Origin of the sequence: Sphingobium sp. RAC03 (genome assembly GCF_001713415.1) — a bacterium.
In the GTDB taxonomy this organism is placed as follows: domain Bacteria; phylum Pseudomonadota; class Alphaproteobacteria; order Sphingomonadales; family Sphingomonadaceae; genus Sphingobium.
Map to the genome: position 1 here is coordinate 2,727,601 of NZ_CP016456.1, position 21,279 is coordinate 2,748,879.

At 63.4% G+C, this 21,279-nt stretch carries 30 protein-coding genes and 1 tRNA gene; 22 read left to right on the forward strand and 9 right to left on the reverse strand.

The genetic code is table 11. The features are described from left to right. Positions 1–185 precede the first annotated feature (185 nt). Both BSY17_RS17760 and BSY17_RS21655 read left to right on the forward strand, forming a co-directional pair. Complete coding sequence (locus tag BSY17_RS17760) at positions 186–485, forward strand: hypothetical protein (RefSeq protein ID WP_171899271.1); 300 nt, start codon at positions 186–188, stop codon at positions 483–485. A 44-nt stretch (positions 486–529) separates the two neighbouring features. Next, the gene (locus BSY17_RS21655; protein WP_171899272.1) at positions 530–700 is read left to right on the forward strand and encodes a hypothetical protein; all 171 of its coding nucleotides are present in this window, start codon (positions 530–532) and stop codon (positions 698–700) included. Positions 701–736: 36 nt separating this feature from the next. Here BSY17_RS21655 and BSY17_RS17765 read toward each other — a convergent pair whose 3' ends face one another. Beyond that, a complete protein-coding gene (locus BSY17_RS17765) occupies positions 737–1,660 on the reverse strand; it encodes a hypothetical protein (protein WP_150125821.1) in 924 nt (307 codons plus the stop codon). Positions 1,661–1,750: 90 nt separating this feature from the next. Between BSY17_RS17765 and BSY17_RS17770 the strand changes: the two genes are divergently transcribed. From BSY17_RS17770 to BSY17_RS17835, 16 genes are all read left to right on the forward strand, one after another. Next, positions 1,751–2,131 (forward strand): HIRAN domain-containing protein, encoded by a 381-nt coding sequence (locus BSY17_RS17770; protein ID WP_069066457.1) that lies wholly within the window; start codon positions 1,751–1,753, stop codon positions 2,129–2,131. Positions 2,132–2,246: 115 nt separating this feature from the next. Continuing rightward, entirely contained in the window at positions 2,247–2,528 is a 282-nt protein-coding gene (locus BSY17_RS17775; RefSeq protein WP_150125822.1) for a hypothetical protein, read from the forward strand. Then, positions 2,525–2,710: a hypothetical protein gene (locus BSY17_RS17780; RefSeq protein ID WP_069066459.1), complete on the forward strand. Its 186-nt coding sequence runs from the start codon at positions 2,525–2,527 to the stop codon at positions 2,708–2,710. Before BSY17_RS17775 ends, BSY17_RS17780 begins: the two co-directional genes overlap by 4 nt. Beyond that, on the forward strand, positions 2,697–2,846 hold the full coding sequence (locus BSY17_RS21660) for a hypothetical protein (protein WP_171899273.1): 150 nt from the start codon (positions 2,697–2,699) through the stop codon (positions 2,844–2,846). The genes BSY17_RS17780 and BSY17_RS21660 overlap by 14 nt, the downstream gene beginning before the upstream one ends. Beyond that, on the forward strand, positions 2,843–3,127 hold the full coding sequence (locus BSY17_RS17785; RefSeq protein ID WP_069066460.1) for a hypothetical protein: 285 nt from the start codon (positions 2,843–2,845) through the stop codon (positions 3,125–3,127). The genes BSY17_RS21660 and BSY17_RS17785 overlap by 4 nt, the downstream gene beginning before the upstream one ends. 3 nt (positions 3,128–3,130) lie before the next feature. Then, entirely contained in the window at positions 3,131–4,147 is a 1,017-nt protein-coding gene (locus BSY17_RS17790; protein ID WP_069066461.1) for a hypothetical protein, read from the forward strand. Continuing rightward, a complete protein-coding gene (locus BSY17_RS17795; RefSeq protein WP_150125823.1) occupies positions 4,144–5,040 on the forward strand; it encodes an MmcB family DNA repair protein in 897 nt (298 codons plus the stop codon). Before BSY17_RS17790 ends, BSY17_RS17795 begins: the two co-directional genes overlap by 4 nt. Further along, positions 5,037–5,453, forward strand: coding sequence for a hypothetical protein (locus BSY17_RS17800; protein WP_069066462.1), 417 nt, complete (start codon positions 5,037–5,039; stop codon positions 5,451–5,453). The genes BSY17_RS17795 and BSY17_RS17800 overlap by 4 nt, the downstream gene beginning before the upstream one ends. Further along, positions 5,450–5,728 (forward strand): hypothetical protein, encoded by a 279-nt coding sequence (locus BSY17_RS21405; protein ID WP_150125824.1) that lies wholly within the window; start codon positions 5,450–5,452, stop codon positions 5,726–5,728. Before BSY17_RS17800 ends, BSY17_RS21405 begins: the two co-directional genes overlap by 4 nt. Then, positions 5,709–5,951 (forward strand): hypothetical protein, encoded by a 243-nt coding sequence (locus BSY17_RS17805; protein ID WP_216095576.1) that lies wholly within the window; start codon positions 5,709–5,711, stop codon positions 5,949–5,951. The genes BSY17_RS21405 and BSY17_RS17805 overlap by 20 nt, the downstream gene beginning before the upstream one ends. Then, positions 5,951–6,490: a hypothetical protein gene (locus BSY17_RS17810; protein WP_069066464.1), complete on the forward strand. Its 540-nt coding sequence runs from the start codon at positions 5,951–5,953 to the stop codon at positions 6,488–6,490. Before BSY17_RS17805 ends, BSY17_RS17810 begins: the two co-directional genes overlap by 1 nt. Beyond that, positions 6,483–7,481, forward strand: a complete 999-nt coding sequence (locus BSY17_RS17815; protein ID WP_069066465.1) for a phage Gp37/Gp68 family protein — start codon at positions 6,483–6,485, stop codon at positions 7,479–7,481. The genes BSY17_RS17810 and BSY17_RS17815 overlap by 8 nt, the downstream gene beginning before the upstream one ends. Next, on the forward strand, positions 7,478–7,792 hold the full coding sequence (locus tag BSY17_RS17820) for a hypothetical protein (RefSeq protein ID WP_069066466.1): 315 nt from the start codon (positions 7,478–7,480) through the stop codon (positions 7,790–7,792). The genes BSY17_RS17815 and BSY17_RS17820 overlap by 4 nt, the downstream gene beginning before the upstream one ends. After that, positions 7,776–8,006, forward strand: a complete 231-nt coding sequence (locus BSY17_RS17825; protein WP_069066467.1) for a hypothetical protein — start codon at positions 7,776–7,778, stop codon at positions 8,004–8,006. Before BSY17_RS17820 ends, BSY17_RS17825 begins: the two co-directional genes overlap by 17 nt. Beyond that, positions 8,006–9,292 (forward strand): hypothetical protein, encoded by a 1,287-nt coding sequence (locus BSY17_RS17830; RefSeq protein ID WP_069066468.1) that lies wholly within the window; start codon positions 8,006–8,008, stop codon positions 9,290–9,292. The genes BSY17_RS17825 and BSY17_RS17830 overlap by 1 nt, the downstream gene beginning before the upstream one ends. Before the next feature lie 199 nt (positions 9,293–9,491). Continuing rightward, complete coding sequence (locus tag BSY17_RS17835) at positions 9,492–10,022, forward strand: hypothetical protein (protein WP_069066469.1); 531 nt, start codon at positions 9,492–9,494, stop codon at positions 10,020–10,022. 74 nt (positions 10,023–10,096) lie between these two features. On the opposite strand, the gene BSY17_RS17840 is transcribed toward BSY17_RS17835, so the two are convergent. After that, positions 10,097–10,172 (reverse strand) — tRNA-Lys (locus BSY17_RS17840). Between the two features lie 42 nt (positions 10,173–10,214). After that, the gene (gene folK, locus BSY17_RS17845) at positions 10,215–10,712 is read right to left on the reverse strand and encodes a 2-amino-4-hydroxy-6-hydroxymethyldihydropteridine diphosphokinase (RefSeq protein ID WP_069066470.1); all 498 of its coding nucleotides are present in this window, start codon (positions 10,710–10,712) and stop codon (positions 10,215–10,217) included. A gap of 23 nt (positions 10,713–10,735) precedes the next feature. Here folK and BSY17_RS17850 point away from each other — a divergent pair, with 23 nt between their 5' ends. Next, entirely contained in the window at positions 10,736–11,398 is a 663-nt protein-coding gene (locus BSY17_RS17850; RefSeq protein WP_069066471.1) for a uracil-DNA glycosylase, read from the forward strand. Here BSY17_RS17850 and pgl read toward each other — a convergent pair. The 5 genes from pgl to BSY17_RS17875 all read right to left on the reverse strand — a co-directional run bounded on the left by pgl (position 11,388) and on the right by BSY17_RS17875 (position 17,115). Then, on the reverse strand, positions 11,388–12,077 hold the full coding sequence (gene pgl / locus BSY17_RS17855) for a 6-phosphogluconolactonase (RefSeq protein ID WP_069066472.1): 690 nt from the start codon (positions 12,075–12,077) through the stop codon (positions 11,388–11,390). The two genes, BSY17_RS17850 and pgl, sit on opposite strands and share 11 nt — an antisense overlap. A gap of 5 nt (positions 12,078–12,082) precedes the next feature. Then, positions 12,083–12,559 (reverse strand): YbaK/EbsC family protein, encoded by a 477-nt coding sequence (locus BSY17_RS17860; RefSeq protein WP_069066473.1) that lies wholly within the window; start codon positions 12,557–12,559, stop codon positions 12,083–12,085. Continuing rightward, positions 12,556–13,554 carry a UDP-glucose 4-epimerase GalE gene (galE, locus tag BSY17_RS17865; RefSeq protein WP_069066474.1) on the reverse strand — a complete coding sequence of 333 codons (999 nt, stop codon included), beginning with the start codon at positions 13,552–13,554 and terminating at the stop codon, positions 12,556–12,558. Before galE ends, BSY17_RS17860 begins: the two co-directional genes overlap by 4 nt. Before the next feature lie 67 nt (positions 13,555–13,621). Then, complete coding sequence (locus BSY17_RS17870) at positions 13,622–15,799, reverse strand: 3-hydroxyacyl-CoA dehydrogenase NAD-binding domain-containing protein (RefSeq protein ID WP_069066475.1); 2,178 nt, start codon at positions 15,797–15,799, stop codon at positions 13,622–13,624. A 107-nt stretch (positions 15,800–15,906) separates the two neighbouring features. Further along, a complete protein-coding gene (locus BSY17_RS17875) occupies positions 15,907–17,115 on the reverse strand; it encodes an acetyl-CoA C-acetyltransferase (protein WP_069066476.1) in 1,209 nt (402 codons plus the stop codon). A gap of 173 nt (positions 17,116–17,288) precedes the next feature. Here BSY17_RS17875 and BSY17_RS17880 point away from each other — a divergent pair, with 173 nt between their 5' ends. Further along, positions 17,289–18,959 (forward strand): MFS transporter, encoded by a 1,671-nt coding sequence (locus tag BSY17_RS17880; protein WP_069066477.1) that lies wholly within the window; start codon positions 17,289–17,291, stop codon positions 18,957–18,959. Here BSY17_RS17880 and BSY17_RS17885 read toward each other — a convergent pair. Continuing rightward, on the reverse strand, positions 18,951–19,559 hold the full coding sequence (locus BSY17_RS17885) for a nucleotidyltransferase family protein (protein WP_069066478.1): 609 nt from the start codon (positions 19,557–19,559) through the stop codon (positions 18,951–18,953). The genes BSY17_RS17880 and BSY17_RS17885 overlap by 9 nt on opposite strands. Before the next feature lie 156 nt (positions 19,560–19,715). Here BSY17_RS17885 and folE point away from each other — a divergent pair, with 156 nt between their 5' ends. Continuing rightward, entirely contained in the window at positions 19,716–20,321 is a 606-nt protein-coding gene (folE, locus tag BSY17_RS17890; RefSeq protein WP_037480530.1) for a GTP cyclohydrolase I FolE, read from the forward strand. Beyond that, positions 20,318–21,157: an SDR family oxidoreductase gene (locus tag BSY17_RS17895; protein ID WP_069066479.1), complete on the forward strand. Its 840-nt coding sequence runs from the start codon at positions 20,318–20,320 to the stop codon at positions 21,155–21,157. Before folE ends, BSY17_RS17895 begins: the two co-directional genes overlap by 4 nt. The last annotated feature ends 122 nt before the right edge of the window (positions 21,158–21,279 follow it).

Genomic DNA, 21,279 nt, shown 5'->3' on the forward strand with positions numbered 1-21,279 from the left:
CGCCGAAAATAGCGCCTCTTTTCAGTCGGCCCAAACTTCATGGCATTTCTACATTCGCCATTGAAAGATTGATAGATTGAGCCAAATCGCTTATTCAAATTTTAACAGCGCTTCGCCACTATCCGTCGGCTATGGCGTTTGTCGTTGGCGGGGTCGAGCGAATGGGCGGGTCGAATGAGGATGATATGGCCAAGACGCCGATAGAACCATTTAACATCGAAGTGAAATTTACCCATCGTGAGGACGGCGGTCTGCGCGCTTATTCCGACAGCCTCCCCGGCTTCGTGATTTCCAACGAAGATCCTGACCTTGTGATTGCCGAAGTCGGCCCGGTTCTGGAGGTCATCCTGTCGGGCATGATCGGCGCGCAGGTGCGCGTAACGCCGACGGTCGACGTCGCGGAACTGATCGGGGCGGCCTCCCCCATGCTGCCCGCTTATATGTGCGACCGGGTCTATATGGGCCAAGCCATCCCTACGTGCTGAGGGACCGCGTCCCCCGCGCACAGTGGGAGGCGCGCCTTCGAGAAATGGGTTGCGCACCGGCCGATGGCATTCCCAAACGGCCGAGCGGCGAATTTTGGCGATATCCCCAGCAAGGCCAATATCCGTTCTTCGTGTCCTATGATGCGGGCGGATGGATGGACGGCTGGGCGTTGGTTCGCTTGGTTCGTCACATCAAGGGCGAGCCTGCCAATTGACGCCCGCGCTCCTGACATTAGCCGCCGACACCGATCCTAAATCGCTGGGCCGGTGCGGGAAGGGGCTGGCGCGGCCTGGATAGCCGCAACCGGCTCGGTCACCGGTGATGGGGGCGGGCTGGCGGTGACGGGCACCGTGAGCGACGGCACGACCATGGTTTTTACCGGTGCCTCTTCTTCAATCACTGGCGGAGTGAACGCAGGCGCCGGCGTGCCCGGCTTAGCGATCTGGAAGGCGAACGGATATTGCCGACCGTTCCAGTCCACCATGACGGTAACCTGCATTGGTAACTTCGCGAATTTGATCTTTTCGAACACGACCATACCGCCGTAACTGTCGTCGGGATCGACCGTCGTCAGCTGTACGACCTGGCTTCCGAGCGCCTCCAGCGTCTGATCCAGTCGGTTTTGCACCGATGCGATACCAACGCCCGATGCGGCGATCGCGGCGGTCGCCTGAAGCTGGCCAAACGAACTGGGCGCGCTGAAATAGCTCCGATATGTGCCGCGAGGCGTGACAAAGGTGCTGCGATACGTGTCGCGCTGTGAGGCGGCCGCTACAGCCGTCAGGCCACCGGCCATCGCAAGAGCGACCTGCGTCCATGCTGCCCGGCTCTTGGCTTTCTGTTCCAGAATTTCGACGCTCATCGCGCGAACGGTCTGCGACCCATTGATTAAGCTGAAGCTGGCGACGTCGATGTTCGCTGCCTGCTTGCCGGTGTTGAATACGGCGATGGTGAAGGTAAGGCTTCCATGATCCAGCGGACCCGGCCGCACCTGAACTGATCCGGTGTCGGAAAATTGGTCTATCGTCGCGATGCCGTGATTGTACCGAATGGCTTCATTCGATAGCTGGACCGGCTGGACCACGATTTTGGGAGCAGCTTGCACGACATTCGAAGACATCAATGCCGCCGATGCCAAGACCAAAACATATCTATGCTTCATAATCACCCCCATAAAATCGGCCCCCACCGACTCGCGTCCTGCCGCTATATGTTGCTTATCCTAAACATCGACTGCGCGCAGGAAATTATCTAGCATCGGGCCATGCAACTCTCCCTCGCAATTGTCGGCGTCGATCACCGCAACAAGGATAAGTCAGACCGGCGCTTTGAAATCCTGCTCTGTGCGCCCGGCGAAGATGTCCACCTCGTTCCCGAACCGAAAAACCCGGTCGACCCCCAGGCGGTCGCCGTCTTCAGTGTGCGCGGGACCCAGCTGGGCTATGTGAAGGCCGAACGGGCGCAGCTCATCAAAACCTATCTGGCGCGCGGGCGCGTGACGGCGGCGGTCTTTCAGGATCGCGCACCCTGGGGCTGCGTCATTCGCGTGGGGCTGGATGGCGAGGCACCGGTATTGCCAGCGCTGCCGCCCGAATCGGCGGGCGATGATGATTTCTATCCCGATTGGGAGCCGCCGGACGAATAATAATATGCACGTGAGAATTTAATTCGTTGACGATATTCTCATGTGCATATATCTAATTCCCATCACCTGACCCGCTCGGCATCCGGCCGACGGCGAGACGGTGGGGGAGATCATCATGACTATCCCGCGCTACACCATCGGCTCGGCCGCTGCGGAAACGCTGTGCCATCTCGACGCGCTGCACCGCGCTGACGCGACGCCGTTTCGGCCCGTCGATCTGATCAACATCGCGGGCTACAGCATCAGCGAAGCGCATGAGATGCTGCCGACCGACAGCATCGCCGCCCGCGCCCTGATCATCAACGCTGCCAGCCGCCTCATCCGCGCCGCCGAGCAGCTCGACGTCCACGTCTCGGCTCGATCGCCCGCCGTCCCGCATTTGGTGGCTGCAGCATGAGCGCCGCCGTCTATTTCGCGGGCAAGGCGCTGATCACTCTCGCGGGCCTATGCTCGTTCGGTCTGATCCTACACCAGTTCCAGGCCTATGCCGACAAGGCGCTCGAAGCGCTGTGGATGGGCAAGCCTATGAGCGAACGGCCGGGGCAGGGCACAGGGGAGGGCGGCGATGCTCGGTCCTGACCCCCGCACCTGGTTCACTCACCCGGTCGCTGTGCATATCGCCTGCCTCGCCGCCGCGGCGATCTGGCTGTTCAGCTTCAAGATCATGGCAGGCGCCTGCCGCGCCGCCGCCGCAACATTGGGGGTCGGACAATGACCGTAAACTATGCAGGCATCGCCTTCACCCGCCTCCAGCGCCTGCGCGCGCTGATGCACTATTCCCATCCGCCTGAACTGCGCGTCATGCCCCCGACCGCGCAGCAGGCGGTAGCCTCGGACGACCGGACCCTCTCCCCACGGCCGTCACCTGATCCACTTGTGTCGGCCGTCGAGGCCGGTCGGCACGCAACCCAATCCGATCCGGGCGACGAATGCGACTGCCCGGCCTGCACCAGCGACTGCGCGCGCATTGCGCCGTGCATGCGAAAGGACGACTGATCCATGAGACAGCCGATCAGCGTAATCATCCACGACAGCCATATCGGCATCTGGCAGGAAGACCCGTGCGACAGCACGTTTCGCTCCGAGATTTATGGCGCTCTCATACGGCAAATGCGCGATCGCGGTTGGTCAATAGGTCGGAACGATCAGACCCACCGGCGTTTTCGCTGCATCAGCCCTAACCATCGCGTTGGGGCTCGCGGCACCCTTCTTTGTGACATCGAGATCTCCGGGCGCGTGGTGAAGGTGGAATTTTGGTCGACCACGGCTAGGCAGGTGAATCAGAACGGCCGCCGTTACGATTTCGACAAGATGAAACGGATGAGCAAGCTCGACCGGTTACGTGTCGAACTGGAGTTCCGCCGCATCATCGCTTGGCTGGAAACCCTTGGCCCGCTGGAAGTCAAACGGCGGGATGACCAAAATTTGGCGCCGATGGAGCGCATCGAAAAGGGGTACGCTGAAAGCTGGCACTCAGACAAGGAACTGGGCCGTCCGGTCTGCAACTCTGACTACAACCGGAAGTCTGCCGATGATCAACTGCTCGAACATGGTCAGATCGTTTGGATGCCCGACAATAAGGGGCGGATGCTTCGCGGGATTACCTACTACCACATCAATAATATGTGGTGGGTCATAGCTGGCGGGATGCTGTTCAACAAAGGATGCTCCGAGATTTTCGCGGCAGCCCCTAGCGACCTGCGCAAGAAGCGGAATGACCGCGCCAGCCGCAAGCGCCGCGAAACAGAGCTTCAAATTGCCGTCCAGCGCATGGACTATCGACGCGCTCAAACTCTGAAGACGATCCTCTTCGGGGGCGAACCGACTTACATGATCTGGGCGCGGGACCATCGCGCCTATTATCGCTCGCAATATGCCGGTTATTGCTCTGACACAGCCGGCGCGGGCAGATACACCAGGGCCGAAGCCGAAGCCGAGTGCCGCCGCGTCCCTCATGAGCTTGAGATGGTGTGCCCTGACGGGAAGCACGTTTCCTTCGATAGGGTCGCCGCATGATGCACAGCTGGAAGCACGACGCGCTTGCCGCTGATCTGGCGGAGCATCTGCGCGCCGATAAGAGGATGGTGTGGACCGACATGCAACTCGGGCCGAGCGGGTCGCCCCGTCCTGACGTCTACACGCTGGAGCGGTGCTATAGTCGACCATCTCCCACAGCCTATGAGGTCAAGATCAGTCGCTCGGACCTTCGTTCGGACACGACGTCAGGCAAATGGCAGAAATACCTCCAGTATGCCGGTGCCGTCGTCTTTGCGGTGCCCGAGGGTCTTTGCACGCCAGCCGATATTCCAGTCGGATGCGGCCTGATCGTGCGGAAGGCGGCGACCTGGCGGCACATCCGCAAGGCCACGCGCGCTGCCGCGTCACTCCCCATCGACGCCTGCATGAAACTCCTGATGGACGGGGTCAGCCGGACGGTAGAGCGTCGCCTACCAATGCCGCGCGCGATCGAGCTGTGGGGTGAGCATGAGGCGATCCGACGCAAGTTCGGGCAGGCTGTGGCGCTTGCGGCGCGGGACATAACCGCCGCGCAGGTGCAGGCGGTCGACATGAACCGTATCCGGGCGGAAGGCTGGGCGCGCGTCGACAAGGAAGTTGCTGCGCATAAAGAATATCTGATGAGCGCCGCTCGACAGGAAGTAGCCCAGTTCGAAGAGGCGAAGCGTGATCTTATTGCATGGCTCGACCTGCCAGAGGGATCATCTGGCTTGGCGATACGCCGCGCGATCGGCGCTCTCCAAACGGCCTGCAATGTCGATGTACGGGTCAGGGCGGCGGAGGACAAGTTGAGCCGCGCCCGATCTTATCTTGAGACTGCGCTGAACTCTCTGCCGAAGCCGGAAGCTGCCGCTCCTGCTCCTGCGCCCGCATGGTCGGGGCAGGCGGTATGAGCAAGTTCGGTGCCGAAACCTCCGAATTCACCCTGGTCAAGACGCGCTGGGGTGTCTGCCACACCATCCAGACGGGTGCGGAGGGGCGGCTGGTCCATTGCCGCCGCAATCCGGCGACTTGCAAATTCTGCCACGAACATGGCGTGCCGATGCGCGATCCCGACCCATTCGATACCGCCTGCGACGCGCTGCGAGCGCATTGGGGTGCGCGCTGGGTGGAAAGCGACCGTCGCGCGCTTGACCTGGGCGAAGATGAGATCTGGCCTGCCGACGGCCTGCACATCGTGGCGATCGACGATGAGACGAAGGCGCGCACCATTCTGGTGAGCTTCGGCGAGAACGACGCATCGAGCGGCGCGATCAGCGCGCTGGTGCATGTGCATAACGAGATGATCGGGAGGCCGGACCTGTGACCTATCCGCGCCTCAAATTCACCATCAAGCGTAAGCCGCCGCCCCCGGCGTTGCCGCCATTTGAGTGCGTGGTCTGCGAAGAGCAAATCGAGCGCGATCCGTTCTCGCCTGACTTTCAGGCGCCACCGGTCTGCTGGTCGTGCTGCTGGGCACACGGCCAGAACAGGCTGCAGACACATCAGCTGCCATTCGAAATGTGGAGCGGCTTTCGCGCCGCATACGCATTGCTGAAGGCTATGGATAAGGAGATTGCGCGTGCAAGACGCACCCACTGACCTGGGCGAACGCTACAGCCTGGACGTAATCGTCCGGGGCATCGCCGACGACCTCGTCGCGCTGCGCGCGGGGACGATCAGCATCAAGGACGCGCAGGCCCGGGCGCTGCTCGCAAAGCAATATATGAACGGCGTCCGGCTGGCCATCAATGCGCGCAAGAGCCTGGAGGACGGCGCGCGCCCGGCGTCGATCGGCGCGGGCCGGGCGGGGGAGGCGGTGTAATGGGCTGGAAAGCTGTCCGCGATCACTATCGCATCGAGCATTTTGTGCAGGTCACCAGTGACGGCATCTGTATCGGCTCGCCTTATATTCATGACATCATCGTCATCAGCGCCGATCGCGGTGAGATCACCAAGCGGTACGATCCCGGCCGGGGATGGTCCCGGGACGGTCTGCTCGACCGCTATCAAAGCGAGATGGACGCCGACCCGTTCAAGCTGGCTGAACTCGTAGCGCAGGCCGACGGGTTCGAGCGATCAATCCCGGTATTCACCTATGAGGGTGGGGATATCATCGAAAAGCGGTGCGAGGAGCTTGGTTATCCGAACGTCACGCACGACGGCTGTATGCAGTACGAAAACACGTTCTCGCCTGATGCGGGGTTGGTGCGCATCTGGGCAATCGACAGCGCCAAGGCTGGCATAGAGTGGATGGCCGATGCCGTTGAAAAGGCTGAGCGCGATCTCGCGGATATCGTCGGGCGACTGAGCCGGCGGAAGGCGGATCTGGAAAAGCTGACCGGGGAAACGGCGAATGGCTGAAAACACCAAAATAGAATGGGCGCACCACACCTTTAACGGCTGGATCGGCTGCACAAAGGTCGGGCCGGGCTGCGACAATTGCTATGCGGCGGATCTGGCGCAGGCTCGGCTGGGCGTGCCGTGGGGTGCGGGCCAGCCGCGTCGACACACTGCGGCATCGACATGGGAGCAGCCACGCCGGTGGAACAGGCGGGCGGCGAAGGAGAGGGTACGCTATCGCGTATTCTGCTCGTCGCTGGCTGACGTGTTCGACAACGAGGTGCCAGTCCAATGGCGCTCGGAGCTGTTCCAATTGATTCGCGAGACGCCGCATCTCGACTGGCTGCTGGTGACCAAGCGCATCGGCAATGCGGCCAAAATGGCCGAGGCAGCAGGCGGCCTTCCAGAAAATGTCTGGCTTGGTATCACTGTAGTCAATCAGGTGGAGGCGAAGCGCGATATTGCCAAGCTGCTGGCGGTAAATGCTGAGGTCCGCTTTCTGTCGGTGGAGCCAATGCTGGGGCCGATCGATCTCACTGAGGTATCCGACGACAGCACTGCGCTCGATCCTGAGTGCTGGGGGGATTGTGCTTGCGACAATCTGTATGGCCGCGATGCCGGTTGCCGCCGCAATGGCGGGGACGGGAGACTCAAGCGGAAGATCGATTGGGTGATATGCGGAGGCGAAAGCGGACCGCGTGCCCGTCCTATGCACCCGGATTGGGCGCGGAGCCTGCGCGACCAGTGCGCGAATGCGGGTGTCCCATTCCTGTTCAAGCAGTGGGGTGAATGGGAATCGTCTCTCGATCGCGAGCGCGACGATCCCGATTGGCGCGCCAATTACACCAATGATTATGTTGATGATCAGCGGCCGGGCGGGAGATCCCGCTGGCTGAACCTCGCTGGCGGCAGTGGCTTCCATGGCGAGCGCTTCCATGTAATGCGCAAAGTTGGGAAGAAGGCTGCCGGTCGACTGCTCGACGGCGTCCAGCATGACGGGGTTCCGCTATGACCCTTCTCCTCAAAGAAGCGGAGGCCGCCGGTCGCAACCTTGAATGGCGCCTCGCGCGCGGTAACACCGCCATCCGCGCGCTGAAGTGGCTCACCCAGGACGACCTGCTGGAGCACGCGCAACTGCGCCTCGCATCGCAGTGGGGATCGTCCGTCGCAGGTGTCGGCAACAAGGACGCGCTCGATTACCTCAATCACGAACTGGAGGCGGTGATCGGCTCAATCTTGGAGAAGGCCATCCGCAGGGCGCAGCAGGACATGGACAGCGCCCTCGGCAACCAGAAGGAGCAGGGTGATGGGCCTAGCGCTTGAAAATCTGCCTGACTGGCCCGCTGGCATGACACGGGACCTTGCGCTGGTCTATACCGGCGTCAGTTCCGAGCAGCTGAAAGAATGGGAGCGCATCGGCCGCGTCCGCTTCCGCGCGCGCGGTCCCCGTGGCCAGGCGATCGCGTGGAAGATGGATCTCGACGCCGCGCTGGCCGACCTGTTCGGCAGCGAAGCGAAGGGCGGCATCGAACTCTGATGGGTAAGGTGAGCGTCAGACTGCCGGCCTATGTCACCCGCGTAAAACTCGCGTCGGGCGAGCATGCCTATTATTGGAAGCTGCCCCACTGGGCGACGGTGAAGGATCCGAAGACCGGCGAGCGGCACCCGGCCGAGCGGCACGGCTTCCCGTGCCCCGTCCAGTCCTGCGCGCTGGGCACGAGCCACGACATGGCCGTGCAGAAGGCGGAGGGGCTGAACGAGACGCTCAAGGAATGGCGCGTTGGCGCGGAACGGCGGACGCTCAAGCACGGCTCGATCGCGTGGCTGTTCAAATGGTATCGCGAGCAGGAGCGCTACACCGCCCTGAAGCCCAAGACGCAGCGCGACTATCGCCGCCTGATGGAGATCATCGTCGCCTATCCCACCAGGGCGGGCGGGACGCTGGGCAACCGCATGGCGGGCGACATGGACGGCGAGACGGCCGACACGCTCTACCGCAAGCTGCGCGAGAAGGGCGAGCGCGAAGCGGCCTATTGCATGCAGGTCTGCCGCCTCGTCTGGAAATGGGCAGTCCGGCACAAGCGCACCACCGGCGTGAAGGAAAACCCGTTCGCGGGGATGGGGATCAAGAGCACGCCAGCTGGTGAGAACCGGCCCACCACGCGCGACGAATATGACCTCTACCGGGCGACCGCGCGGGCAATGGGCTATCAAAACATCGCCGCCGCCGCGGCGCTATGCTTCGAGGCATGCCAGCGCGTCAGCCAGGTCTTTGGCCTGTGGCCAGACGAAGAGGCGGTGAAGGAGGGGCGTGACCCTCCGGCCGGGCTGCAATGGTCCGTCTATAAGCCGGGGATCGCCATGGCGCTGGTGCAGCGCAAGACGGGCAATCCAGTGTGGTTGGACCTGGCGATCGAGGTCGATGGCGAAGTGGTGCAGCTCTACCCCGATCTGGAGGATGAGCTGCAGCAGCTTATGGAGCGCGCGACGCGCGATGAGTTCGGCCAGCCGACCGGCCCGATGATCGTCGATGAGCGCAACGGCCAGCCGTTCGAGCAGCGCTGGCTGTCCACGGTGCATCGCAAGATCTGCACCAAGGCGGGCCTGCCCAAGCAAATGACCTTCACCGGCTTTCGCCACGGCGGGATCACCGAGATCGGCGATTCGGGCGAGCATGATGTTCGGCCGATCTCCGGCCACAAGACGCTCGCGCAGACGCGAACCTACAACAAGGCGACGGCCGAGAAGGGCCGCCGGATCGCGCTCAAGCGGCGTGAGCATATCCAGGCGCTCGGCGAGCGCGATGAGAAGGATGCGAAGTGACCTATCAGAAAATCAGGCCTTGTCCGCGTTGTGCTGATGGAGGCGACCCCGATCTTATCGAATATGGTTACGGCTGGAAGCATGTCGAATGCTTTGACTGCAATCTATTGGGCCCTGGCGAAGGTAGGAATGGTGAAGCGATAAAATCTTGGAACACCATGCCAGGCCACAATGATCCAGCCCTTCAAGGATCGGGACAATGAGCGGGTTCAATCTTGCGGCGGCCATCGATCGCAGCAAAGAGGCTGGCCAGAAGGCGCTCTATTTTGGCCCATGGGGCCAGCCGGGGCATTATCTCCACGATCAATCCGGGCAATCCCTATGGGAAAAGGAGGCGAAAGCGCTGCAATTGCCTTGGGGTTTCGGCCTCATGGATGGTGGCCTCCTGAAAAACGGAAAGCGCCCTGACAATCCAGATGGCCGGGTGTGGTGGACATGCGGCGGCCTGACGTTCTGGTATGCGTTCTATTGGTGGGACCGATCCGTTGATAAGCGCGGTGCCTCCAACTCAGGTTTCTATGTGCGCGGCTTTGGATGGCCAGAAACAGAGGAGGCTTTCGCATATGCCTGCGCCGCGTTTCCCAGCGTTATTGCACGCCAAAAGCATCGCCTGATTTTGCAGGACCCATCTTCTAAGAAGGACATCAACCATGAAGATTGGGCCGAGCGAGAAAGCTCGGAAGGCCAGAATCACACGCCAGAACAGTGCGTGAACAGCCGCAATTTGTAGAAATGGCTGTCGAAATGAATGTCGAAACGCGCAAATCACCACGGCGGAAAACCCAATGATAACAAGGGTTCCGGTGGTGAGTCCAGCTGGGTTCGAACCAGCGACCTACTGATTAAAAGTCAGTTGCTCTACCGACTGAGCTATGGACCCGTTTAGCGGTGGAGGTCGCCCTAATAGGGGGAACCGCGATGGTCAACCTCTTCGCGTGTGCTTTTGCAGGCGGGCGTGCAGATGGCGGACGGTGAGGCCCGAAAGGGGATCGCGCCAGCGCGGAGCGATCGCGACCAGCGGGGTCAGCACGAAGGCGCGCTGGCGGAAAGCGCTATGGGGGATGGTGAGCAAGCGGCTGGCCCATGTGCCGCCGGACCAGAGGATGATGTCGATATCGACGCTGCGCGCGCCCCAGCGGCGATGGCGGCGGCGGCCGAGCCGGTGTTCGATCGACTGGAGCAGGGCGAGCAAAGCGGGCGGGAGCAGGGGGCTTTCGACCAACAGCGCGCTATTGGCATAGAGGCGCGAGGATGGCCCCATGGGCGGCGTTGCGATCGTAGGCGCGACGGCGATGACGCGCATCTGCTGTCCGATCAGCGCGACCGCTTCGTCGAGCAGGCGCGCAGGGGTGCGGCGTGCGGAGAGCGGCCGGTTGGACCCCAAGGCCAGGGCATAGATGTGCGTGCTTGTGTCGGCCATGGATCAGCGCCTATCTGCTGCCCATGATCCTGCAAAGCCCCCTTGAACCGACCGAACCGCCGCGCGACTGTCCGCTCTGTCCCCGCCTTGTCGCCTTGCGCGAGGAATGCCGTGTCGAACATCCCGATTGGTGGAATGCGCCGGTACCGGCCTTTGGCGATCCATTGGCGCGGATCGGCATCATCGGGCTGGCGCCGGGCAAGCAGGGGGCGAACCGGACGGGGCGGCCCTTTACCGGGGATGATTCGGGCCTATTGTTCTTCGAGACGCTGGCGAAATTCGGGCTGACCGAGGGCGTCTATGATGCGCGGGTCGATGATGGGCTGGTGCTGAAGGACGCGATCATCATCAATTCGGTGCGCTGCCTGCCGCCGCAGAACAAGCCGGTTCCCGACGAAGTGCACAAGTGCCGACCGTTTCTGGCGCAGGGCGTGGCGGCATTGCCCCATGCGCGGGTGTTCGTGGCGCTGGGCCAGATCGCGCACCAGTCGGCGGTCAAGGTGTTGGGCGGCCGGTTGCCCAAGGCGCGCTTTGCCCATCTGGCCGAACATCGCATGCCCGACGGGCGGATGCTGATCGATAGCTATCATTGCTCGCGCTACAACCAGAATACCGGCCGACTGACGGCGGAGATGTTCGAGGCGGTGTTTGCGCGGGCGGTGGAACTGGCCGGGCCTACTGGCTGATCCAGACATCGACCGGCACGGCGTCCTGGCACAGGGCGACGCGGATCGGCAGTTCCTCGACGGGGCCGCCCGCCATGGCGCGATCATAGACGGCTTTTTTCGCGGCGCCGCTGATCTGCAAAAAGATGTGGCGGCTGGACAGTATGGCGTGGGCGGTGAGCGAGAGGCGCTGATGCGGGGCGGCGGGCGGCGTGACCGCGATGGTCAGCGCCGTGCTGGACAGGCCTTCGTCCAGTTCCTTGGCTTGCGGGAAGAGCGAGGCGGTGTGGCCGTCATCGCCCATGCCGAGCAGGATGATGTCGAGCGGCCAGGGGAGGGCGGCGAAGTCCGCCTCCGCCGCTGGCTGGCCGAGATAGGCGTCGGCGGCGGCATTCTTCATCGGCACGAAGCGCGCGGCGGCGGCGGGGCCTTGCAGCAAGGTGTCGCGAACGAGCTTTTCATTGCTGTCGGGGTCGGTCGGATCGACCCAGCGCTCGTCGACCAATGTGACGATCACTTTGCTCCAATCGGACAGCGAAGCGGACAATGATTCGAGTACTGGGCGGGGGGAGCGGCCACCCGACAGGGCGAGGGTCGCGACGCCGCGGGTGGCGATGGCTTGTTCCAATGTGGCGGCGATGCGGGCGGCTATGTCGGCGGCTGCATGAGCGCTGTCGGTGAAATGATGTTCGGTCGGCATGGAAATTAATCCCCTGTTTCCGGGAGGGTGCAGATGTCGATCCATTGTCCGCCGGTCAAGGCGGCGAGCCGGTCGGGTGTGAGTTCGACCGAGGTGGTGCGGGAACCGGCGGCGGGGAAGACGGTATCGAAGGCTTGTAACGATATGTCGCAATATATCGCAAGTGGCGCAGTCAGGCCGAACGGGCAGACGCCGCCGACCGGATGGCCGGTGATCGCTTCGACCTCGTCTGCGCCCAGCATTCGGGGCTTTGCGCCAAGGGCGGCCTTGGCCTTGCCATTGTTGAGGCGCGCGTCGCCGCGGGTGCAGACCAGCACAACGGTATCGCCGACGCGCAAGGACAAGGTCTTCGCGATACGGGCGGGTTCGACGCCGAGCGCGGCGGCGGCTTCCAGCACGGTGGCGGTGCTGACGCCCTGATCGATGATCGTGACGTCAGGCGCTTGGGCGGCGAAGAAGGCGCGGACCGACGCTTCGCTCATGCGCGAGTCTCCAAGGCGCGCTCCCAGGCGAGCGCATGGGCGACGATCAGGTCGAGATCGGCATAGCGCGGCTGCCAGGGGAAGGCGGCAAGGATGGCGCGATTGTCCGAAATCAGCGCAGCGGGATCGCCCGCCCGACGCGGGGCCATGATGCGCTTGATGGGATTGTTGGTGGCCCGGTCGACGGCGTCGAGCACGTCCAGCACTGAAAAGCCCCGACCATAGCCGCAATTGAGCAAATGATTGCGATCCGGCTCCGCCATCAGCGCTTCGAGCGCCAGCACATGGGCGGCGGCGAGGTCGCTGACATGGATATAGTCGCGGACCCCCGTGCCGTCAGGCGTGGCGAAGTCGGTGCCGAAGATGGCGACGCTCTCGCGCTTGCCCAAGGCGGCTTCGACGGCGACCTTGATCAAATGGGTCGCGCCCGCCGTCGACTGGCCGGTGCGTCCCTGTGGATCGGCCCCCGCGACGTTGAAATAGCGCAGCGCGCAGAAGTTCATCGGATGCGCCGCCGCGACGTCACGCAGCATATATTCGGTCATCAGTTTCGACATGCCGTAGGGATTGATCGGCTGTTGCGGGGTGTCTTCCCGCACCGCTTCGACGTCCGGCGTACCATAGGTGGCGGCGGTGGAGGAAAAGATGAAATGAGGCACGCCGACGCGCACCGCGCTGTCGATCAGGTCGCGGGTCTTGGCGCTGTTGTTGTGATAATATTTGAGCGGGTTTTCGACCGACTCCGGCACGACGACGGAACCGGCGAAATGCATGATTGCGGTGATGCCATGATCGCGCAGTGTCGCTTCGACGAGCGGCTGATCGGCAATGTCGCCCTGCACGAAGGGCACGTCTTCGGGGACGGCCCAGCGGAAGCCGGTGACCAGATTGTCGATCACGACTACGCCATAGCCAGCATCTTTGAGCGCCAGCACGGCATGGCTGCCGATATAGCCAGCGCCGCCCGTGACCAGTACCGTCGGCTTTTCGCGCATAAGAAAAACGTCTCCCCAACTGCTGCCGGGGAGACGTAGCTTAGCGTCGTTAAGATTTACAGTCCGATCATGCCGCCGCGCGGTCTGGCACCGACTGGTAGAAGGTTGCGCCGGTGGCGGCCATGGCGCGCAACTGTTCGGTGGCGGCGAAGCGGTCGCCATGGGCGGCGCGCAACCGATCCAGCACCGCGACGACATGGGCGATGCCGACCGTGTCCATATGCGCGAAAGGCCCGCCGGTATAGGGCGCAAAGCCCCAGCCGAAGATCGCGCCGATATCGCCATCTTCCGGCGTTTCCAGTACGCCTTCCTCATAGCAGCGGGCACATTCGATCAACTGGCGATAGAGGAGGCGTTCCTTCACCGCTTCGACATCGGGCTGATCGTCGGCGCGGGGGAAGAGGTCGGCAATGCCCGACCACAGCATCTTCTTGCCGCCTTCGGGATAGTCGTACCAGCCCTTGCCATTTTTGCGGCCCAGCCGGTCGCGCTCGACCATCTGCGTCATGACGTCGTCGGAACGCTGCACGACATAGGCGTCGCCCAGTTCCTTCTTCGCGGCCGTCATGACCTTATAGCCCAGCTCGATCGAGACCTCGTCGCTGACCGCGAGCGGGCCGACCGGCATGCCAAGCTGTTTGCCGGCATTTTCGATGAGCGCCGGGTTGATCCCTTCGGCGACCAGTTCCGCGCCTTCCTGCACATAGGTACCGAAGCAGCGCGAGGTGTAGAAGCCACGGCTGTCATTGACGACGATCGGGGTCTTCTTGATCTGGGCGACGAAATCGAGCGCCTTGGCAATGGCGGCCGGGCCGGTTTCCTTGCCCAGGATAATTTCCACCAGCGGCATTTTTTCGACCGGCGAGAAGAAATGGACGCCGATGAAGTTGGCGGGCTTGGACCAGGCGGTCGCCAGCTTGGTGATCGGCAGGGTGGAGGTATTGGAGCCGAAGATCACGTCCGGGCCGAGGATGGCTTCGACCTGTTTGGTGACTTCGGCCTTGATCGCGACATCCTCGAACACCGCTTCGATCACGAAGTCCGCGCCTGCAAGATCGGCATAGTCGGCGGTGGGCGTCACGCGGGCGAGCGTTGCCGCCATCTTCTCCGGCGTCATGCCTTTGCCGAGGCGCTTCTTGAGCACCGTTTCGACATGGGCCTTGCCCTTTTCCGCATAGGCGATGTCACGGTCGAACAGCACGACCTCCATCCCCGCCTGCGCGGCGACGGTGGCGATGCCAGCGCCCATCATGCCTGCGCCGAGCATGGCGAGCTTCATGGTGGGAGCCTTGGGTTCGGCCTTGGGACGGCGCGCCCCGCGTTCGGCGGCCTGTTTGTTGACGAACAGGCTGCGGATCATGTTGCTTGCCTGCGGATCGGCCGCGACCTTGGCGAAATATTTGCTTTCGATGCGGATCGCGCGGTCGAAGGGGAGTTGCGCGCCTTCATAGACGGCCGAGAGCAGGGCGACGGGTGCGTTCATGTTGCGCTGCGTCTGCTTGAGCGTCATGGGCAGCGCGCCGACCATCGTCTGGACGAAGCCGGGGTTGAACTGACCGACGCCGCCGGGGAATTTGAAGCCTTTTACGTCCCAGGGCTGGGCGGTGGCGGTGGGGTTCGCCTTTACCCAGGCCTGCGCGGCTTCCAGCGCCGTGCCCTGCGGCACGACCTGATCCACCACCTTGAGCATGGCGGCTTCGGCGGGGCGGAACAGCTTGCCCTGCAGCATATACATGAGCGCGGCCTGCACACCCATCAGGCGCGGCAAGCGTTGCGAACCGCCGCCGCCGGGAAAGAGGCCGATGAGGATTTCGGGCAAGCCAAGCTGAGTCTTGCTGCTGTCGCCGACGAAGCGGCGATGGCAGGCGAGGGCGAGTTCGAAGCCGCCGCCGACGCAGGTGCCTTCGATCGCGCAGGCGACCGGCTTGCCGCAGGTTTCGAGGCGACGAAACAGTTGGTTGAGGACGAAGACCTGGTCGAAGATGGCGGCGGGCGCGGGGCGGCTGCCGTCCCTGGTTGCGAGCATGGAGCCGAAATATTTGAGGTCCATGCCGGCCATGAAGCCGCTGTCCTTGCCCGACGCAATGACCGCGCCTTTGATCGCGTCCTCGGACGCGATGCGGGTGATGGCGGCGTCGAGATCGGCCAGGAAGTCCGGGCCGATGACGTTCATCGACTGGTCGGGAACGTCGATCGTCAGCGTGGCGATGCCGTCGGCGTCGGTGGTGAATGCGATGGTCTGCATGATGATGCTGCCTCTAAAATTCCGTTCGGGCTGAGCTTGTCGAAGCCTTGCACTTTTCTTCAAGAAGAAAGGCCCTTCGACAGGCTCAGGGCGAACGGAGAAGGGGGTTAGATACGCTCGATGATGATGCCGGTGCCCATGCCTGCGCCGACGCACAGGTTGATGAGCGCGGTGCCCTTGCCCGATCGTTCCAGTTCGTCGAGCGCGGTGCCCAGCACCATCGCGCCGGTCGCGCCCAGGGGATGCCCCATGGCGATCGCGCCGCCATTGACGTTGATCTGGCTGTGGTCGAGCTTCATCGCCTGCATGTAGCGCAGCACGACGCTGGCGAAGGCTTCGTTGAGTTCCCACAGGTCGATGTCGGCGGTGGTCATGCCTGCGCGGGCGAGCAGCTTGCCGGCGACGAATTCGGGGCCGGTCAGCATGATCAGCGGTTCAGAGCCGATCGAGGCCATGGCGCGGATGCGGGCGCGGGGTTTGATGCCATATTTGTCGCCCATATCCTTGTTGCCCACCAGAACGGCGGCCGCGCCGTCGACGATGCCGCTGCTGTTGCCGGCATGGTGGATATGGTTGACCCGCTCCAGTTCCGGGTAGCGCAGCAAGGCGACGGTGTCGAAACCGGGCATTTCCTCGCCCATCGCGGTGAAGGCGGGCTTGAGCGCGCCCAGCGACTGCATCGTCGCTTCGGGACGCATATGTTCGTCATGGTCGAGGACGACCTGGCCCATCACGTCGCGGACCGGGACGATCGACTTGGCGAAGCGCCCTTCGTCCCACGCCATCTTGGCGCGCTTCTGGCTTTCGACGGCATAGGCGTCGGCATCGTCGCGGCTGATGCCGAATTTGGTGGCGATGACGTCTGCGCCGATGCCTTGGGGCGCGAAATAGGTTTTGTACGCGACCGCCGGGTCCATCGCGAGCGCGCCGCCATCCGACGCCATGGGCACGCGGCTCATGGATTCGACGCCGCCACCGATGGCGAACAGGGCTTCGCCCGACAGTACTTTCGCAGCGGCGATGTTGACGGCTTCGAGACCGGAGGCGCAGAAGCGGTTGACCTGCACGCCGGGCGTGGTCAGGGCATAATCGGCGTTGAGGACGGCGGTGCGGGCAATGTCCGCGCCCTGTTCACCGACCGGCGTGACGCAGCCTAGAATGACGTCATCGACATCGACGGTGTCGATCACGGTGCGATCACGGACCGCTTCCAGCACCTGGGTCGCGAGTTGGATGGGGGTGATTTCGTGCAGCGAACCGTCCGGCTTGCCCCGGCCACGGGGTGTCCTGACGGCGTCGTAAATATAAGCTTCCATGTGGCTTTCCTCTCCGTGGGTCGCCCCTGCCGGGCGCATCGGATACCGGCACTGAATGTATTTACGTTTACGTAAAGTGCAAGCGAGAAATATGTTTTTCTACCCCTACTGGCCGTGACGTAGGGGCAGTTTGCGCCCGTTGTGGGTTTGACGCTGCGATCCAATTCCGCTTCATGGGGGGCGTGTCCCCCGCCGAGTCTCCCCCCGCGCCGTCGCCCTTTTCCGTCCCCACCTTTCGCGCCATCTGGATGGCGAGCCTGGCGTCCAATTTCGGTGGGCTGATCCAGTCGGTCGGTGCGGCGTGGATGATGATTTCGCTGTCGGCGTCGCCGATGCTGATCGCGCTGGTGCCTGCGGCAACGACGCTGCCGATCATGCTGCTGTCGCTATGGGCGGGGGCGGTGGCCGACAATCTGGACCGGCGCAAGGTGATGATCGCCTGCCAGAGCTGGATGCTGGTGGTGTCGGCGTTGTTGGCGGTGACAGCCTGGGCCGGGTGGATGACGCCCTGGCTGTTGCTCGCTTTCACCTTTGCGCTGGGATGCGCCACCGCGATCAACGGGCCAGCCTGGCAGGCGGCGGTCGGCGACATGGTGCCGCGCGCGATCTTGCCGAGCGCGGTGGCGATGAACTCGATGGGCTTCAACTTGGCGCGCAGCGTCGGCCCGGCGCTGGGCGGCGTCATCGTCGCGACGGCGGGGGCGGCGGCGGCGTTCCTGACCAATGCGGTCAGCTATGTCGGGCTGCTGGTGGTCCTGTCTCGCTGGGAGCCGGAGCTGCCGCCCAAGATATTGCCGCGCGAGCGGTTGGCCTTGGCGATGCGGGCGGGGGTTCGCTATGTCGCGATGTCGCCCAATATCCAGCTGGTGCTGCTGCGCGCGGCGGTGTTCGGCATTGGCGCGAGCGCGGTGTCGGCACTGATGCCGCTGGTCGCGCGCGACATATTGGGGGGCGGCGCGCTGACATTCGGCCTTACCAGCGGCGCGTTCGGGTTGGGGGCGGTGACGGGCGCCTTGTCGACCCGCTATCTGCGCGCGCGCCTGTCGGTCGAACATATCGTGCGCTATGCGGCGCTGATGCTGGCGCTGGGGACCGCGATCACCGGCATGAGCAGTTGGCTGGGGCTGGCGCTGCTTGGCTATCTGCTGGCGGGGTTCGGCTGGGTCGCGGCGCTGTCGACCTTCAACGTGTCGGTGCAGATGTCCGCGCCGCGTTGGGTGGTGGCACGGTCGGTTTCGCTCTATCAGATGAGCGCTTTTGGCGGGATGGCGATCGGCGCCTGGCTGTTCGGCTGGCTGGCCGAAAGCCAGGGCGTGGTCGAGGCGCTCTATGCGTCGGCGGCGGTGCAGTTCGTGGCGGCGCTGATCGGGCTGATGCGCCCGCTGCCGCAGATTGGCGACGATAATCTGGACCTGCAGAACCGGTGGCGGGAGCCGGATACGGCGGTGCCGGTCGAACCACGCAGCGGGCCGGTGGTCGTGACGATCGAATATCGTATTCCTGCCGGATCGGTCGTGCCCTTCCTGACCGCGATGAGCGAGCGGCGGCGGATCAGGCGGCGCGATGGGGCGCATGGCTGGTCATTGATGCGGGATTTGAGCGATCCTGAACTGTGGATCGAGCGCTATCATGTGTCGACCTGGCTCGATTATGTGCGGCATAATCAGCGGCGGACCGTCGCCGACATCGCCAATAGCGATGCTATATGGGCGTTGCATACCGGGCCGGTGCCGCCGGTGGTGCATCGGATGCTGGAACGGCAGACCGGATCGCTGCCGCTCAGCCGCGCGCCCGATCCGCGCGAGATGGCCGATGCGATGACCGACCCGACCCGGTCAAGCTGAGTCGTCGGACAGGGGCGGTACGCTGTTCACCAGATCCTCCGGCGTATCGATATCGTGCAGGATGCCGACGCTGGTGTCGATCTGAAGGCCGTGGCTGAGCAAGGCGCGCGCGCCCTGATCCCCGCGCAGACGCAGCAATTCGGGGAAATGCTTGCGGCCGATGAAGGCGGGTGGCGAGGAGGAGAAGCCGTCGGTGCTGGCAACGACCGAACGGATATCCTCGGCCGCGAGACAGATGCGGTTATAATGGCTTTGCGGCACGTCGGGCATATCGGCGAGGCAGATCAGGATGCCGCGCACGCTGTTGTTCGGCATGAGATGTTCGACCGCGCGCACGATACTGCCCGAAATGCCGTCTTCGGGGCGGTCATTGACGATGATAGTATAGCCCCGTCGATCCAGTTTGCGGTGAAGGACCGGGGCGACGTCGATCGGCCGGACCACCGCGACCAGTTCGGCAAAGGCCATGGAGGCGACGGTTTCCAACGTGTGCGCTGCGACGGGCTTGCCCCGCAGGTCGGCCATGAGTTTGTCATCTTCGCCGAAGCGGGACGACATGCCCGCGGCCAGAAGCACGGCGGCGATCCGTTCAGTGCGCATGAGGTAGGTGTTTGAAGGTCATTATTGTTCGTTCACGATCCCGTTCGGTGCCGATTTGCCACCCGTGCGATACCATGTCCAGTCATCCCGAAAGGGCTGGCCATTACAGGATCAAATCCTCATATGCGGGGCAATTAAGAAGGAGTGGCGCTGTTCATGGCATGTGATCCCGATGCGGAAACCGTTGGCAACGGCAAGGAGCCGGTTCCGTCCGAAGTGGCGGATGCGATCCGCACGTTGATCCGATGGTCGGGCGACATGCCGGAACGCGAAGGGCTGGTGGAAACGCCGGAGCGGGTCGCGCGGGCGTGGCGCGAATATTGCCGGGGCTATGGCGATGACCCGGCCTATCATCTCTCGCGCATCTTCCATGAAGTGGGCGGCTATGACGATGTCGTGTTGCTGAAGGACATTCCGTTCCAGTCGCATTGCGAACATCATATGGCGCCGATCGTCGGCAAGGCGCATATCGCCTATCTGCCGGGCGACTATGTGGTCGGCATTTCCAAGCTGGCGCGCGTGCTGCATGCTTTTGCCAACCGCTTGCAGGTGCAGGAACGGCTGACGTCCGAAGTCGCCAACTGCATCTGGGAGCATCTGAAACCCCAGGGCGTGGCCGTGGTGATCGAGGCGACGCATGGCTGCATGACCGGGCGCGGCGTCCGCACGCCGGGCGTCATCATGAAGACCAGCCGAATGCTGGGCGTGTTCCGCGACGATGAAAAGTCGCGCGAGGAAGTGTTGAAGCTCATCGGTTCATGAGCGAAGAGGAACGTCCCTATCGTCCTTTGGGCAGCGCCCGGCCTTCGGTGGAAGCGGTCGGCGCGTTGCCGCTGGCGACCAAGCGGCTGGCACTGGTCACGGGCGGGCATCGCCGGCTGGGCGGGATCATAAGCGGGGCATTGGCCAAGGCCGGCCATTCGCTCGCGATCCATGGCAGCCATGATACGCGGCTCGATTCCCACCTGGCGCTGACGCTGGAGGCGCAGGGCACCGAGTGGGACGGCTTCGTGGTCGATTTCGCCGACCCCGAAAATGCGGAGGAATTGATCGCGCGGGTGGCCGAGCGGTTCGGCCGTCCGCCTGACATTTTGGTGAACAGCGCCGCGATGTTCGGGCAGGACCGGATCGACACGGTGACGGCTGATGAGTTGATGCGCCATTATGCGGTCAATTGCGCTGCGCCCGCGATGCTGACCAAGGCGTTCGCAACGGTTCCGGCCGGCACGGGTGATCGTTGCATCATCAATATTCTCGACCAGCGGATCGACCATCCCCATGGCGATCAGCTGGCCTATACGTTGTCCAAGCTGGCGCTGGCGGGGCTGACGCAGACCAGCGCCCATGCCCTGGCACCCAGGGTGCGGGTCAATGCCGTCGCGCCGGGGTTGACCATCGCGACGCCCGATTATGATCCCGATCAGATGGCCCGGCTGGAAGCGATGATGCCGCTTGGCCGGTTGCCGCAGGCCGAGCAGATCGCGCAGGCTGTCCTCTATCTGGCCGATGCGACGGCGGTGACCGGGCAGACGCTCTATGTCGATGGCGGTGCGCACCTCAAAAGCTATGACCGGGATTTCATGCATCTGTGCCGATAGGCTTGGCGGAAATGCTAGGGCGCAAGGGGGTGGCGGATGGCGTCGCTTGCCCATAGAGCAGAGTGGATAATTGATCCTGCCCTGGAAGGGGAGGTGGCTGGCGCAGCCAGACGGAGGGGTGT